Origin of the sequence: Roseovarius albus (genome assembly GCF_900172335.1) — a bacterium.
Lineage (GTDB): Bacteria > Pseudomonadota > Alphaproteobacteria > Rhodobacterales > Rhodobacteraceae > Roseovarius > Roseovarius albus.
The window spans coordinates 73,222-88,292 of record NZ_FWFX01000005.1 but is presented as its reverse complement, the minus strand read 5'-3'; the positions used below and the strand labels follow the sequence as shown (position 1 = coordinate 88,292).

Annotated in this window: 11 protein-coding genes and 1 pseudogene; 2 read left to right on the top strand and 10 right to left on the bottom strand. The window is 53.3% G+C overall.

The features are described 5' to 3' along the window. Positions 1 to 44 precede the first annotated feature (44 nt). The 8 genes and pseudogenes from ROA7450_RS09345 to mutY all read right to left on the bottom strand — a co-directional run. Positions 45 to 3,044: pseudogene (locus ROA7450_RS09345) on the bottom strand (aminotransferase class III-fold pyridoxal phosphate-dependent enzyme); the annotation flags it as partial. A gap of 77 nt (positions 3,045 to 3,121) precedes the next feature. Next, positions 3,122 to 4,516, bottom strand: a complete 1,395-nt coding sequence (locus tag ROA7450_RS09340; RefSeq protein ID WP_085805442.1) for a TRAP transporter large permease — start codon at positions 4,514 to 4,516, stop codon at positions 3,122 to 3,124. Then, on the bottom strand, positions 4,516 to 5,187 hold the full coding sequence (locus ROA7450_RS09335) for a TRAP transporter small permease (RefSeq protein ID WP_085805441.1): 672 nt from the start codon (positions 5,185 to 5,187) through the stop codon (positions 4,516 to 4,518). The genes ROA7450_RS09340 and ROA7450_RS09335 overlap by 1 nt, the downstream gene beginning before the upstream one ends. Before the next feature lie 57 nt (positions 5,188 to 5,244). Beyond that, positions 5,245 to 6,249 carry a DctP family TRAP transporter solute-binding subunit gene (locus ROA7450_RS09330; RefSeq protein WP_085805440.1) on the bottom strand — a complete coding sequence of 335 codons (1,005 nt, stop codon included), beginning with the start codon at positions 6,247 to 6,249 and terminating at the stop codon, positions 5,245 to 5,247. Between the two features lie 248 nt (positions 6,250 to 6,497). Then, complete coding sequence (locus tag ROA7450_RS09325; protein WP_085805439.1) at positions 6,498 to 7,784, bottom strand: ABC transporter substrate-binding protein; 1,287 nt, start codon at positions 7,782 to 7,784, stop codon at positions 6,498 to 6,500. A gap of 111 nt (positions 7,785 to 7,895) precedes the next feature. After that, a complete protein-coding gene (locus tag ROA7450_RS09320; RefSeq protein ID WP_234999480.1) occupies positions 7,896 to 8,837 on the bottom strand; it encodes a hypothetical protein in 942 nt (313 codons plus the stop codon). 494 nt (positions 8,838 to 9,331) lie between these two features. Further along, positions 9,332 to 10,456 carry an alkane 1-monooxygenase gene (locus ROA7450_RS09315; protein WP_085805438.1) on the bottom strand — a complete coding sequence of 375 codons (1,125 nt, stop codon included), beginning with the start codon at positions 10,454 to 10,456 and terminating at the stop codon, positions 9,332 to 9,334. A gap of 39 nt (positions 10,457 to 10,495) precedes the next feature. Further along, a complete protein-coding gene (gene mutY, locus ROA7450_RS09310; RefSeq protein ID WP_085805437.1) occupies positions 10,496 to 11,557 on the bottom strand; it encodes an A/G-specific adenine glycosylase in 1,062 nt (353 codons plus the stop codon). 80 nt (positions 11,558 to 11,637) lie between these two features. Between mutY and ROA7450_RS09305 the strand changes: the two genes are divergently transcribed. Both ROA7450_RS09305 and ROA7450_RS09300 read left to right on the top strand, forming a co-directional pair. Next, entirely contained in the window at positions 11,638 to 12,165 is a 528-nt protein-coding gene (locus tag ROA7450_RS09305) for a DUF721 domain-containing protein (RefSeq protein WP_085805436.1), read from the top strand. Between the two features lie 5 nt (positions 12,166 to 12,170). Continuing rightward, a complete protein-coding gene (locus ROA7450_RS09300) occupies positions 12,171 to 12,851 on the top strand; it encodes a DsbA family protein (RefSeq protein WP_085805435.1) in 681 nt (226 codons plus the stop codon). Between the two features lie 6 nt (positions 12,852 to 12,857). Here the strand turns inward: ROA7450_RS09300 and lpxK are convergent, their stop codons facing one another. Beyond that, on the bottom strand, positions 12,858 to 13,850 hold the full coding sequence (gene lpxK / locus ROA7450_RS09295; protein WP_085805434.1) for a tetraacyldisaccharide 4'-kinase: 993 nt from the start codon (positions 13,848 to 13,850) through the stop codon (positions 12,858 to 12,860). Then, entirely contained in the window at positions 13,850 to 15,067 is a 1,218-nt protein-coding gene (locus ROA7450_RS09290; RefSeq protein WP_085805433.1) for a 3-deoxy-D-manno-octulosonic acid transferase, read from the bottom strand. Before ROA7450_RS09290 ends, lpxK begins: the two co-directional genes overlap by 1 nt. Positions 15,068 to 15,071: the final 4 nt, after the last annotated feature.

Genomic DNA, 15,071 nt, shown 5'->3' with positions numbered 1-15,071 from the left:
GGAGGCGTCTCGATAAAAATCGGGGCGCCTTTCTTATTTGGATTTCAGACCTGCACTTCTTGCAGCACAGAGCGCAGACTTCGCAAAATCATCTTCACGTCTTCCGCCTCAATCGTCAGGGGGGGACGAATTTTCAGAATATTGTCCTTGGGCCCTTCGTTACCGATCAAGATACGATGATCCCGCATGCGGTTTTTAATGTATTTGCAGATTGCTGTGCCTTCACTTCCATCGGGATTGATTAGTTCAACCCCCAGAAACAGGCCCATACCACGTACATCACCAACACAGGCAAATTCAGTTTCCATCTGTTCTAAACCCTGCTTCAGTCGTTCGCCCATCCGGCGGGCATTCTCTTGCAATCCTTCGTCATCAACTATGTCCAACACCTCTTTGCCAATGCGGCACGACAGAGTGGAGCCGCCGAAGGTCGAGAAAAACTCTGGTCCTTTGGCGAAACTTTCGGCGATGGCGCGGGTGGTGACCAACGCACCTAACGGATGACCGTTGCCGATGGGTTTTCCCAAGACCACGATGTCAGGCACCGCGCCTTGACGCTCAAATCCAAAGTAATAGTCGCCCAAACGCCCCAAGCCGGTTTGCACTTCATCTGCGATGCAAACCCCTCCGGCAGCGCGGATCTTTTCGTAAACGGCAGCAAGATACCCTTGGGGTGGAATGATCTGCCCACCGACTGAAGGAAATGTTTCGGCAATGAACCCCGCAAGGCCACGGCCCTTTTGTTGAAGGCTGGCGATGGCCGGGTCGATGAGATCGGCAAATTTCTGGGCGCGATCTGGATCATCTCTTTTGAAAGAACCGCGATAGTCATCCGCCACCTCGACCAATTCGACCCAATCAGATTGGCCAATGCCTCCCGGTGCATTGAACTTGTATGCAGAAATATCGATTACGCCGGTAGTATTGCCGTGATAACCATGATCCGGTGTCACCATGCCTTTGGCGCCGGTATGCGCGCGGGCAAGCCGCAAGGCCAGCTCATTGGCTTCGGTACCGGAATTAACAAAAAAGCAAACCTCGAGATGATCAGGCAGCTTCGACAGAATCTTGTCAGCAAAGGCCGTTTGCGCCGGATGCAGATAGCGCGTGTTCGAATTCATCCGTTTCAGCTGATCCGCGGCCACGGCCTGAATGCGCGGGTGGGCATGGCCGACGTGCGGGACATTGTTGTAGGCGTCCAAATACGGCCGCCCCCATTCATCAAACATGTGATGTTTCCAACCGCGAACCAGCATCACCGGATCATCGTAGGTCAGGGTCAGGTTTTGCCCGAAATGATCTTGCCGCCCTTGTTTGATTTGTTGCTTGTCGGTTGGTCGATAGAACACCTTTTCATCCGGCAGATTCAAAAGCGCCGCCGGGTTTGGGCAAACCGCGTGCCAAAGGTACATTTCGTCTGGGTCGCCGACGCCGGGCCAATTGGCCTCCATCCCCACCGTGGTCAGGGCCAATTGGAAATGTACATGTGGGGACCAGCCGCCATTTTGTGTGGGATCGCCCAACTTGGCGAAAGCCTCGCCCTTTGCAATTTTATCCCCCGGTTTCAGGCGATCGCAAAGCTCGGGGTCCAGATGGCCGTAGAGTGTGTAAAACCCATCCCCATCAGGCGTTTCGTGGTACAAAATAACAACCCCGCCATAGTCGAGGTGGTTGTCGCGGTCTTCGACAACTTCGACAGTCGCATCCATTGGTGCATAGAGGGCTGTCCCTTCGGGTGTAAAGACATCAACAGCCAGATGAACGGTGCGGCGGTCACTGGCCTTCCAAGGGCCCTTGCGGAAACCCGGTTCCGCATAAATCAGGCGCGGCTCGTTGTAGTAGCCTAGCCACCATTCGGGGCCGAACTCTTCGCCGACACGCGCGGCCTCTTCCAGCGGCATGTGAAACGGATTTTGCGGCCATGTTGAGTTTTCAACGGACAAAGACCCCATTGGCGTATCAGACAGACTTTGTCCGAAAAGATGCGCAAACTCCCCACGTTGATCATTGAGAAAGGCGTGAATGCGTTCTGCCCCATCGGTCACGGGTAGCCCGCAAGCCGCCCGCAAACGCGCTGACATTAGATCCCCGTTGATGGTGTCATTTTCAAGTAGCCGCCAAGCAGGAGCCTGTGAAATTGTCACATAGGGATCGTTTGGGTTTTCTACCGCCATCAGTGTGGAATTCACAACTGAGACAGCCAAGCGCATGCGCAATAGCGGCCAGATCAGGCTCACCTCACCCGCCGATAAGGGATTTGCCTCATGATAGCCTCGCACGAACGCGGCAAGCGCCTGTTCGGGGTTACGATGGTCCAGCACAATGTAAGCCCCTGCGATGGCCAAATCACAGACGCGCGGGGCGGCGCACATGTCGCCAAGATCGATCAGGCCTGAGACAATTCGCGGCTCAGATAAATGGCCTTTAACCAGAATATTGTAGTCATTGGCGTCATTGTGGATGGCTTGCAATGGTTGGGCATCCAATCGGCCCTTAACGTCAGAAAAACCAGAGGCGATGTCTGCGATCAAATCCCTACGTTCTGGTTTGCCAATGGCGTCAAGGTGATCATTGATCCAATCGGCTTGCATCAAGTTCCATTTGAAATCCCGCCCTAGTTCTGGATGTTGGAAGCTTTCCAGAACCTTGTCTGTTTCTCCGAGTACGTGTCCCAGATTCTCTATGAGATCGAGCGACTTTGGCTCCGACTTGGCGTAACACTGGCCTGCCAAGCAAACCTGTACCCAGGCCAATCTGGCTTTTCCGCCTTCATCGGCGACTTCGATTAACATTTGTCCACTTTGTGTTGGGACAACGCGGGGGAATGGCAGGTCTGGTGCGTTTTGTGCGATGTGTGCCAATGTCTGGGCCTGCAAATCAACCAACCCTGCCTCACAACCGGGGCGCATGGCTTTGAGAATATAGCGCTGGCCATCATCTGCAGAGGCCAGAAAGTTCAGGTCATATTCACCGTCTAACCGGCTTAGATTTGCCGAGATGCCCCATTGCGATTGCAAGACCGTTGCCCAATGCCCCAACATGCGTTTGCTCCGTTTTGATGTGTCTGCGCATCAAGCAAGCATTGGATGGCATTGGCAAGCGGTCTTGACAGTTTGAGGATCTATTTCGTGATGATTTCTGGGCCCATCAGGCTGTTGGGCAGAGCGGTAGATATCCACGGAATATATGTCACCATGATCAGGAAGACGAAGAGCACCGCCAGAAATGGCAATGCCGCACGAACAACCGACATCATCGGCATACCCGCAACGCCAGAGGTGACAAAGAGGTTCAGCCCGACCGGCGGTGTGATCATCCCAATTTCCATGTTCACCACCATGATGATGCCCAAATGAATAGGGTCGATGCCCAGCTCAATTGCGATGGGAAACACCAGTGGGGCAACAATCACCAACAGGCCCGAAGGCTCCATGAACTGCCCGCCGATCAACAGGATAAGATTGACGATGATCAGGAACATCACCGGCCCGAAGCCCGCGGACAACATTGCATTGGCCACGTACTGTGGGATTTGTTCTTCGGTCAGGACGTGCTTAAGGATGAGCGCATTGGCGATCACGAACATCAATGTGACGGTGAGTTTGCCAGCTTCAAATAGCGTTCGGCGCGTATCTGCGTGGAAAAACGCGGTTAAAAGCGCAATGGGTTTGCCAAGCAAGTTGAGCTTTTCCCGATCTGGCGTCGCCGCCAATGGTCCCATGTCACGATAGATGAAACAGGCGACAAAGAAGGCATAGACGGATGCTACCGCTGCTGCCTCGGTTGGGGTGAAGAAGGCCCCTGTCACGCCGGGGATGCCGTAAATGCCAACCATGATGATCACAATGAGAAGCAGGCCCCAAGCCGCATCGCGGAAAGACGCCCAAATCTCTCCCCAGCCCAACCAATCGCCCTTTGGCATGCCTTTGACACGCGCCATGACATAGATGGCGACCATCAGCATCAGGCCTGCCAGAATTCCGGGGATGACACCGGCCAAAAACATCCGACCGACTGAGACTTCGACCGCTGCCGCATAAACGACCATAACAATTGAGGGTGGGATCAGAATGCCAAGTGTGCCCGCGTTGCAGATCACCCCGGCCGCGAATTCCTTGGAATATCCCGCCTGACGCATTGCAGCGATGACGATGGAACCGATGGCCACCACCGTCGCGGGGGACGATCCGGACAAGGCCGCAAAGAGCATGCAAGCAAAAACACCAGCAATCGCAAGCCCCCCGCGCAGATGTCCGACGCAGGCAATCGAAAACCGGATAATGCGCTGGGCGACACCACCTGTGGACATGAAGCTGGAGGCAAGTATGAAAAATGGAATGGCCAGCAATGTGTAGTGACCTTCAAAGGCCTCAAAAAGCGTTTGAGCGACAGAGGCCAGTGAGGTGTCAGAAAACCATAGCAGGAACAGGACCGAGGACATGCCCAGCGCCACCGCAATCGGCACACCGATCATCAGCAGGGCAATTACCATGACGAATAGCAGGACGACGGACATCAGCTGTTATCCCCTAGCTGTTCACGCACTTCTTCCAGTTCGTCTTCAACCTCGTGGCTGGCGACGATCCGGTCGGTCTGGCCTTTCCAGATGGAAACCCCGGCCTGAACAAACCGGAACAACAATAATGCCATAGACAGGGGTAACACCAGATAAGGGATCATTCGGGGCAGTTTGGAATAGGATTCACCTTCGTTGAACGCGTCCTCCATCCATTTCAGAAAGGCCGGGTGCGGGATATCTTCAACCTCGTACCATCCTTTGGCTAGAAACTTGTCTTCAAATCCTAATGGGAACCAACGCCCTTCAGTCGCTGGTAAATTTGCGAAATTGGCCCAGTAGTCCCATGCGCCTTTCAGTAAGAGCAATGAAAACCCGATGCAGACAACGACAGAAATCAGCGCCAATATCCGGCGTGTCGGAGCCGAGGCCATATTGATCAACGCGTCCACCCCAAGATGCGCGCTTTTCTTGACAGCATAGGAGGCCCCGAGCAATACCAGCCAGCCAAACAGAAACACTGTTAGCTCCAACCCCCAAAGGATATTGGAATTGAACCCTTTTCGCGCCACGACATTGGCGAATGTGATCAGGGTCATTGCGCCCAAAAGGGCGGCGATCAGGTTTTCCTCGATCCGGTCGGTGAAGGTCTGTCCAGACTTGGGGTGCATTCTGGCCTCTGGGTTTTAGGCACCGGGGCCATAAACAAGGCCCCGGTTGAATGGTAATTACAGGCTGTCGTTGATTGCCTGCGCCGCATCGATGTTTTCTTGGCCCACATCGTCGGAAAACTTGTCCCAAACCGGCTTCATGGTTTCGACCCAAGCGGCGCGCTGTTCATCGGTCAGTTCGCGAATCTCGCCACCCGCATCAATAATCGCCTGACGTGCCTTTTGGTTGACGTCATAGGATTCGGCATTCCGGGTTTCGGTCACTTCTGAAAGAATGGTCAGGAATTGATCGCGTACGTCTGGTTCTAGGCTGTCCAGCCATTCAGTTGAGGCAACCACCAGATAGTCAAGGATACCATGGTTGGTTTCCGTGATGCCATCCTGCACTTCAAAGAACTTCTTGCCATAGATGTTCGACCAAGTGTTTTCCTGTCCATCGACAACCTTTTGCTGCAAGGCGCCGTAGACTTCGGAAAAGGCCATTTTCTGCGGGCTGCCGCCAATCGCCTCCATCTGGGCGACCAACACGTCCGAACTTTGCACCCGGAAGCGCAAGCCATTGGCATCTGTGGGTGCGATCAGTGGCACGTTGGCCGACATCTGCTTCATACCGTTGTGCCAAAATGCCAACCCTTGCAGGCCGCGACGTGTCATGCTGTCTTTGAGTGCCTGACCAGCGTCAGAGGCTTGGAACGCATTTACCGCGTCGATGCTTTCAAACATGAAGGGCAGATCGAACAGGCGGAATTTTTTGGTGAACGCCTCGAATTTTGACAAGGACGGTGCGGCCAGCTGAACATCACCTTGCAACAGGGCCTCGAGCACTTTGTTGTCATCGTAAAGTGTCGAGTTTGGGAACACTTCCATGCAAGCGGTGCCGTTCATCTCGTCATTGACGCGCTGTTCCAGCAGTGAGGCGGCGATGCCCTTGGGGTGGCGGTCGGTGTTGGTCACGTGACTGAATTTGATAACAATTTCGCCCTCGTCACAAGCGGCATTGGCGGACAGGGCTGAGGCCCCCAGTGCAATCGATGCGGCCACGGCAGCAGTAATGAATTTCATGATCTTTCCTCCCAGATGCGATCAAGCAGATTTTTGAAAACCTCTCGCGGGTTTATGGAGGTATCAAAGCCAGATCGCTCGCCTCAATCAAGAGGAAGAGGCAAATTCACCCGATAAAATAGAAATTTGTTTCGGTTCAAGGCTTGAAATGGCTCACTGTATCAAACAGAGCACATCATAAGCGCAAAGATGGACAAAATGTCCTTATTGAAATGCCCCGGGCCGAGATTCCGCCCGGGGCAGATAGATCAGAAACTTTGCGTGGTGTAGTCAACTTCGTCAGGATAGAGCGTATCTTCGATTGACGTGGTGTGGACTTTGACCAGTTTTCCGTCGGTAACTTTCGAGATGTACTGATGGCCAAAGACCTGGTGGGTCTTGCCGTTGAATAACTTTGCCCCCTGGGGGTGCGCTTGGCTCAAGGGCATCTCGGTCATGGCCTCAACCGCTTCGATCAATTTGGCACGATCCGCGTGGGACTGGTAACCAGCGGCCTCCATCCCGGCCTTGATGACATGCAGTGTTTCCCAGCAACCAAACATGTGAGCATAGGTCGAAACATCTGACGGATCACTGATGGATGCACCACGCTCATCCACACCAACAGCCGCACGATAGAACTTGTCGTGCTCAGACTGGTCTTCTTGTGCGTGGCGGGGATTACCCTCCCAGAAGTAGGTTCCTTCAAGGTATTCCAAACCGGGGCTGGAGATATCGACCGCTTCAAGACTGTCGATGAAGCCAAAGATTTCCGGGCGTGAGGGGCCAAAGAATTCACCCAGCTCTTTCACGAAGGTCAGGACGGCGGGGCCGACCATCACATGATACAGAACCTCGGTATCTTGTGGAATTTTGGGAAAATATTTTGTAAAAGACGTCTCCGCTGGTGGAACAGCAATATGCGCCAGCACTTCACCGCCTTGTGCCTCAATCGCTCGGGTAAAGAAATCGCGGTGGTCATGACCAAAGGCAAAGTCAGGGAAGATCATCGTGACTTTCTTACCAAGGTTCTCGGCCACGAAGGGGGCCATTGCTTGCACCTGACTTTTTACGTCAGTGATGCCGGGCTGAAGAGTATAGCGATTGAGCATACCCGAGGCGACGTGGTGCCCTTCGGAGACCACGAAATATGGCAGTTTCAATTCACCCGCGCGTGGAGATGAACCGATGACCACATGGGAAAACAGGGTGCCAAATCCGATGTCGCAACCGTGTTGGTTGGCGAATTTTTCGACAACTTCGGCGCCACGCTTTGGATCCGTGCCATCGTCTTCGGCGACAATTTCAACTGGACGGCCGTTGATTCCGCCTTGCTCGTTGATCAGGTTCACCGCTGCCATTGTGGTGCGATCATACCAACGTCCATAGGCCGCACCGATCCCGGTACGGTGGACCTGAAACCCGATTTTGATGGGTTCCGAGGTCTGCGCCTGCGCATACCGCGCCCATAGCGGCAGAGTTGCGGCCCCGGCGGCCCCTCCGGCGAGGGTTTTCAAAACGTTGCGGCGGGTGGTGGCATTTTTAGGGGTGATCATGGTGCTTTTGCTCCCAAATCCGTTTCCTACGCATCCAATATAGGGATGGTGAACCTCTTGTCTGAGGGGAAAACAGATGTTTGTCCAGCATTTTGCCTTTAAAAACAGGTGTCATAACCCGCGTGGTGAGGCCAAGAGCCAGAGGCCGAAAACGGTATAACAGACCATGAAGATCGCCAGCGGGATTTGCACAATGATGGCTTGCCGGGTCGTGCCATGGGCGCGCAAAGCCAGCACATGTGCCAACAGAATCGCGATGACATGGCCTGCGACCACGGCACCCGCCTGAATCAGCCATATGGCTTTGACCGTGGAAGGCCGACTGAAAAACCCTGTGGTGACATAGAAATCACCCAGGCCCAGAGTGTTATAGATGTATTTCAGAACATACTGCGCTTCGACCAAAAAACTGGGCAGGTAATGTGCCAGGTGATAGGCCAGTGCGATGGGAAGAAGCGTTGGAGCATAGCGACAAAACGCGATTATTACAGTCTCTGTTTCACCTGAAATACGCAATCCAAGCACAAGGCATGAGATAAAAGCTAGCAACAAAACAACATTGGCAGCAATCAGGCCAATCAAGTTTTGCGCAACCACGGCAGATCGTCCCGGAAATTCCAGTGGATTAAGGCCAAGCTGCCCGAACCACCAAAAGGTTTCATTCAGCCCGTCAAAACTGCCGCAGCCTAAAAGTACCAGCATGAACACAGCGAGCGTTGGTTTTGGGGCGGGTTTTCGCAAAATCTGCCAACCTGAAAGGCCAACAGAAAGGCGACTATGTGTACGGCCCAAAATGGCCATCTGCTGATAGGCGCGCATCATGATGGTAATGGCCTCTGCTTTGACAAGCCATGCCGGGCCGAACAAAACCACACCTAATAGTGTTAAATACCAATAAATACCCACATATCGTGCCAATCGGGATGGGTCCGCCGGTGCCGGATCCACCATGAGAACGGTCGCAAAGCCCAAGAATAGAAATATCCCGGGCCAATAGCTGAGCTGGCTTGGGTATCGAAGCAGTGGCTTTAACCCTGTGAGTTTGGACAACATTGCGATCGGGCCGGTCCAGGGATTGGTATATTGCCAGTGATTTCCAATAAACCCCTGAATAAAAACTAAAAACACCCACCAAACCGTCCAGACTGTGAGAGGCAAGGGATTGGCAAGTGGATCGCGTGTTCCGGTCAAACCGGTCCACACAATCCATCCAAGAACAACAGCGCTGAGGCAGCTGATAAAGTGTCGCAATGGCAAAGGCTTTGCTCGCCAAAATCCAAAATTCGAGAATAGTTTTTCAGAAGTCCGTTCTGGCAGAAAAACCAACAGTACAAGCGTCAACAAAACCGTGGCCGCGCCTGCAGATATATAAATGTCAGTCGGCAGCAACAGAACAAAACCCTGTTCTGACGCATGTGCATTGGCAGAAGTGTTGAAAAACGCCCAAATTAGACTCGAGACCAGCAGAAAACGGACACATCTTCGCGTTTTACTGATGCGATGATTTTGCGTGTCATAAAGGTGATCAGGGGAAAAATCTGATGTGATCAGGGGTTCAGGGCCTTGTTGTATGGTTTCCAGTCCGTGATCTCGGGATAATACATATTGCGCCATTGGCGAACCCGCTTATTCATGACACGTCGCCATAACGGGGGCACCATCGCGGCCATAGTCATGATCGGATACCCATATGGCAGTTGCGGGGCTTCGGTTGCCTCGTAGTTTTGCAAGAGCGGAAAGCGCCGGTCTGGTTTGTAATGGTGATCGGAGTGGCGTTGCAGATTGATCAGCAACCAGTTCGAGGCTTTGTGCGCCGCGTTCCAACTGTGCCTTGGCTTGACGTGCTCGTATTTGCCGTCGCCCAGATGTTTGCGGGTCAGGCCGTAATGTTCAATGTAATTGACCAATTCCAACTGCCAAATCGCGACAAAGGCCTGCCAAAGAAACAGCAGCAGGCCAATAAATCCGCCCATAAGAAAGGCCAGCAATAGCATTGCCCCTTGCATGACCCAGTATTTGAAAAACGGGTTGGACAGATCCGTCCAATCTTTGCCTTTTCGGGCCAGCATCGACTTTTCTGCATTGAAGGCCGAAAACCAGCATTGCTTAAGCACGCGTGGGAAAAACTTGTGAAACCCTTCGTTATATCGTGCGGTAACAGGGTCGCGCGGGGTGCCGACGTAACGATGATGCACCAACAGATGCTCGGACCGAAAATGCGAATAGAGCACCATCGATAGCAGCCAATCCCCCAAAAACCGCTCTTTGCGGTCCTTTTGGTGCATCAATTCATGGCTGTAGTTGATGCCGACGGTGCCGGTGATCACGCCGACACCAAAAAATAGGCCGAACTTTTCACCCGTAGAGAGGTTAGGCGCATCGCTGGCATACCAGATCATGCCAAACAGCAAACCGAACTGAATCGGTGCCCAAATCACAGTAATTAGTCGATACCAATTCAGATGTTCATCATCCAATTGCGGGTCTGCGTTATGCAGATTGAGGCCTAAAAAGGCATCCAATAGCGCAAAAAAGTACCACGCGAACAGCGGCAGAACCCAAAGGGTCCAGCCCCCATTGATTGCGCCGAATATCGCCAACGGGACAAAAAGCAAAGACATCCAAAACGGCATGGCATTGCGAAACTTTGCAACATGATCTGATGGAATCATTGAAATCCTCGATCATAAACTCTGGTTATGCAGGCAAGTTTAAGACCAATCATCAAAGGCGTCACGAGCAAGATTGAAAACCTTTTGCATAACGCTGGGTAACTGTGACGGTGCAAACTCCTCTGGTGGAACGAATGTACCCCGTTCGGGTTCACTTTCGACGGAAATGTTTGCCAACTTGATTTTAAGCTCAAGATGAAAATGCGTGAAGGTATGGCGCGCTTCTGCGGATAAAAGGCACCACTCGGCATCTAATGGAGGTGAGTCAACCGGGGCTTCATTCCACTCACTATTCGGCCAGGCCAGCATCCCGCCCAACAATCCCTTGTCCGGCCGTCTTTCAAGCAGCCAGGCACCGTCAGACCTGCGTGCAACATACGCAATTCCCAACCGCGTGGGTTTCGGGGCTTTGCGGGTCTTTAGCGGCAGTTCAGCCTGGGTTCCCAAATCGTGCGCCTGACATGGTGATCGCCACGGACAGATCCCACAGGTCGGGGATTTAGGAGTACAGATCGTAGCCCCCAAATCCATAATCGCCTGCGCATAGTCACCGGGACGAGCCGAGGGCGTGAACGTTTGGGCGATCTTGGTAATCTCGGGCTTTGAGGCTGGTAAAGGTGTTCGTATATTGAACAGTCTGGAGATGACCCGTTCAACATTCCCGTCCACCACGGTTTCCGCCTGATCAAATGCGATCGAGGAAATCGCCGATGCGGTGTAAGGCCCAATGCCTGGCAGTTTGAGTAGCTCTTTACAGGTATCAGGGAACCGTCCATCGTAGTCATGCACGACAACTCGGGCACATTTCAGTAGGTTGCGCGCACGTGCGTAATAGCCCAAACCAGCCCATTCCCCCATGACATCGGCATCACCTGCTGCGGCCAGATCGCCAACCGTTGGCCACAGGTATGTAAAGCGCTCATAATACTTCTTCACCGCGGCAACAGTGGTTTGCTGCAACATGATCTCGGACAGCCAGACGCGGTAAGGATCAGGTACAACACCCGATCTGAGATCCGAGGGGCTGACGCGCCAAGGTAACACTCGCGCATGACGGTCATACCAAGTCAGCAGATCGGCGGCTTGTTGCGAGTCACGCATTGTTGATCCCTGTATTGCAGCGATTGTTATGGCATGTCATGACACATGCCCTAAGATGGCGAACAAGTACAGGAGGCCCCATGCCCAAAAAGCGGCCCGGTTTCTCGGGCTTTAAGCGGACGTCGCAGTTTTTGCAGCAGCCGATCCGACAGGCGTCGGAATCGCGAGGCTTTGCCGTGTCGAGAGTTTTGACCCATTGGGCTGAGATTGTCGGGGCAGAGATTGCCAACATGGGCCGCCCGGTCGAAGTATCTTATGGACGCCAAGGGATGGGCGCGACCCTCAGTGTTCTGACCAACGGGGCGATGGCACCCTTGCTGGAGATGCAAAAGGAAATCATCCGCGAGCGTGTGAATACCGTCTATGGCTACAATGCCATCGCGCGGGTGCGGGTAACACAGACGGCTGTCAACGGATTTAGCGAGGGCAAGGTGGATTTTCTGCATAAGACACCTAACAAAGCGCAACCCTCCATGGAAACGGTAAAAATTGCCCGCGACAAAGCGTCAGAATTGACCTCACCGGTCGGAGACACCACGTTGCGGGAAGCCCTTGAAAAATTGGGGCAGAATATTCTGTCCAAACCAAAAAACGGATCAATGAGGTAAGATAGATGAAACGATTAAGTCTTGTCGGCGCAGCGGTTGTTGCCGCCATCGCAGCTGGCGCATGGTGGACGAACTCCACCCCAGTCGCCGCCCCTGACCTTCCTTATGGCGCAGCCAACGCGCAGGAAAACAATGATGCGGCGGAAATTGACACCTCATCGATTGTTGAGATGACATTAGGTGCAGATGACGCCCCGGTGACAATTGTCGAATATGCCTCGTTCACCTGCCCGCATTGCGCTAATTTCCATAAGAATACTTTTAAGCAGTTGAAAGCGGACTTCATCGACACAGGTAAAGTCAAATTCGTCTACCGCGATGTGTATTTTGACCGTTTTGGATTGTGGGCGTCGATGGTCGCGCGTTGCGGCGGGCAAGAGCGGTTCTTTGGGATCTCGGATATGCTGTATAACCAGCAAAAAGAATGGGTTGCCGGCGGGAATGATCCTGTAGAAATTGCCAACAACCTGCGCCGGATCGGTAAGGTTGCCGGTTTGGAAGAAGAACAGCTGGAAACCTGCTTGAACGACCAGGCCAAGGCAAAGACGCTTGTCGCTTGGTATCAGGAGCATGCCGAAGCTGATGAAATCACCGGCACGCCCACTTTGTTTATTGATGGCAAAAAGCACAGCAACATGAGCTACGACGACCTCAAAGCTGTGATCGAAGGCAAGCTGGAGTCGTAATCTCGGCTACAATCCAAGCTTTTTCAGAGCGGCATCCAAAAGGTGCCGCTCTTTGAATTCTAGACGCACGGGTAGCGTCAGCACATTTCCGCGAAATTCGGGCGGCAGGCGGACAGCATCTTTTTCTGTTGTAACCAATTGGGCGTTCAACTCTTTCGCTTCGCGCGAGAGCCGATTCATGAGCGCCGGGCTCAGGGCTTGGTGGTCTTCCAGAGGTTCGGCATGTACCAAGATCGCCCCTAATCCGCGCAAAGTTTCGAAAAATTTTTCTGGGTGACCGATGCCTGCAAAAGCAAGGAAACGGGTGCCTGACCAGTCCATTCCGGTATTGAGCGGCTTAAGATGACCTTTTAGATGTGGGATGCTGATAGACGCCGCCCAAGTAGATAGAAAGGTTTTTTGAGCTGATTCAGAGCCTATTGAGAGCAATAGATCAGCGCGAGCCATCCCCGAATGTACAGGTTCTCGGAGCGGTCCCGCGGGGATGCATCTTCCGTTTCCAAATCCCTTATGGGCATCGACCACGACAATTGAAAAGTGCTTGGTAATTTGTGGGTTCTGGAACCCGTCGTCCATAACGATCACCTGCGCACCCGCAGACTCAGCCGCTTGTGCGGCGGTGGAACGATTTTTGGCCACAAAAGTTGGCGTAAAAGCAGCAGTTAACAACGGTTCATCCCCAACATCCCGCGCAATGTGTGTTGTGGGATCAACCTGAACCGGCCCTTCGAGAGCGCCCCCATGTCCCCGCGAAACGACACAGACTTTGTGGCCACGAGCTTGCAACTCAAGAATCAAAGCGATCACGGTGGGTGTTTTGCCAGTGCCGCCAGCGTTGATGTTGCCCACGCAGATGACAGGTACCTCAGACTGGTATTCCGCGTCCTTGCGAATGCGTCGCGCCGTCGCATTCGCATACATCCAACCCAACGGTGCGAGCATGCGGGCTTTCCAGGAGGGAGCATTTGGTGGGGTGAACCAGAACGTTGGCGCGCGCATTATTGGACGTCCATCTGGTCAAATTTATCTAATACAATATCGGTGATCTGATCCATCACACTGGCCCCTTGTGAGGCGACATCCCAGGCGGCCAAGGCCATCTTTGCGGCCTGATCCGGCATGATTAGTCTTTGAATTGCACTTGTCAGTGTGCGCGCATCTGTGATGGCCCGTGCGGCACCGGTTTTCTCATACCGATCATAGCTACTGCGGTACCTACGGACATTCGGCCCGTATAGGATGGCTGATCCATGCGCCGCAGGTTCGTTTGGATCACGGCCAGTTTGCCCAGTTGCCAGAGAGCTCCCCATAAACGTCAGTGGTGCGATCCGATACCAAAGTCCCATTTCACCGCGCGTATCAGCTAACACTACTTGCGTGGTCTCTTCTGGAAACTGTCCTTCGGACCAGTGAATGCAGCGCCACTTTTGCTGTTGAAGCGCCGCACTAAAGGCGTTGGTTTGCTCTAGGTCGTCAGGCACAATGATCAACAAGGCGCGGTGCGACAGCCTGCCCACCTCGCGATGTGCGGTCAGAACCGCTTCGATTTCTTGGGGTTGCAACATGGCTGCCAGCCACACGGGTCGCCCACGCAGCAAAACAGACAGTTCGTCTCGATCTGATTCAACATAAGGCAGTACGACAGCACCTTCCACGAGCGGGCCCGTGACAGTTACAGGAATACTTCCCAATTCCATCTTCTTTAAAAACCTGCTGGTGTCCTCGTCTCTGGTGCAAATTTTGTCAAACTTCTTGAGAGACGCGCGTGACAGATCAGGAAACCACCGCCAATTTGGACGATTCAATAGTTTCGTTTCAGCATCCACCAGATAAAGGGGAACCCTAGCGCGTTCTGCGCTTGCCAGAAGCTGTGTCTGCAGATCCCCCCCTGTCCATATGCACAGGTCGGGTTTCCAATGGTTTATAAAATCATCGGTCGACCCACGTTTGTCGTCGGGCAGAGGTTGCCAGATCAGGCCTTTGCCTTCCCGTTCCGGTGGCGGCATATCATTGCGGGTGGTTAACAGGACGTGCGTATTGTCCATCTGCCCGACCAAGCGTTCTGCCAGTTGTATTAAAGCATCATAACGTGCCGCATCCACCGCATGGGCCCAGATCAAACGCCCCTTTGGGCGCGGCAAACCTGACCCAGTTCCAAAACCGGCAGAACGACGTGCCGCCGCCAGATAGGTTTTGATTGGCAGATTGCGCAGCATGTTG

What these genes read in the sequence shown, in the direction of transcription:
- mutY (WP_085805437.1), bottom strand. Translation starts at nt 11,557, where the DNA reads ATGCGTGACTCGCAACAAGCCGCCGATCTGCTGACTTGGTATGACCGT.
- ROA7450_RS09325 (WP_085805439.1), bottom strand. Translation starts at nt 7,784, where the DNA reads ATGATCACCCCTAAAAATGCCACCACCCGCCGCAACGTTTTGAAAACC.
- ROA7450_RS09340 (WP_085805442.1), bottom strand. Translation starts at nt 4,516, where the DNA reads ATGTCCGTCGTCCTGCTATTCGTCATGGTAATTGCCCTGCTGATGATC.
- ROA7450_RS09305 (WP_085805436.1), top strand. Translation starts at nt 11,638, where the DNA reads ATGCCCAAAAAGCGGCCCGGTTTCTCGGGCTTTAAGCGGACGTCGCAG.
- lpxK (WP_085805434.1), bottom strand. Translation starts at nt 13,850, where the DNA reads ATGCGCGCGCCAACGTTCTGGTTCACCCCACCAAATGCTCCCTCCTGG.
- ROA7450_RS09315 (WP_085805438.1), bottom strand. Translation starts at nt 10,456, where the DNA reads ATGATTCCATCAGATCATGTTGCAAAGTTTCGCAATGCCATGCCGTTT.
- ROA7450_RS09330 (WP_085805440.1), bottom strand. Translation starts at nt 6,249, where the DNA reads ATGAAATTCATTACTGCTGCCGTGGCCGCATCGATTGCACTGGGGGCC.
- ROA7450_RS09335 (WP_085805441.1), bottom strand. Translation starts at nt 5,187, where the DNA reads ATGCACCCCAAGTCTGGACAGACCTTCACCGACCGGATCGAGGAAAAC.
- ROA7450_RS09300 (WP_085805435.1), top strand. Translation starts at nt 12,171, where the DNA reads ATGAAACGATTAAGTCTTGTCGGCGCAGCGGTTGTTGCCGCCATCGCA.
- ROA7450_RS09320 (WP_234999480.1), bottom strand. Translation starts at nt 8,837, where the DNA reads ATGTTGTCCAAACTCACAGGGTTAAAGCCACTGCTTCGATACCCAAGC.
- ROA7450_RS09290 (WP_085805433.1), bottom strand. Translation starts at nt 15,067, where the DNA reads ATGCTGCGCAATCTGCCAATCAAAACCTATCTGGCGGCGGCACGTCGT.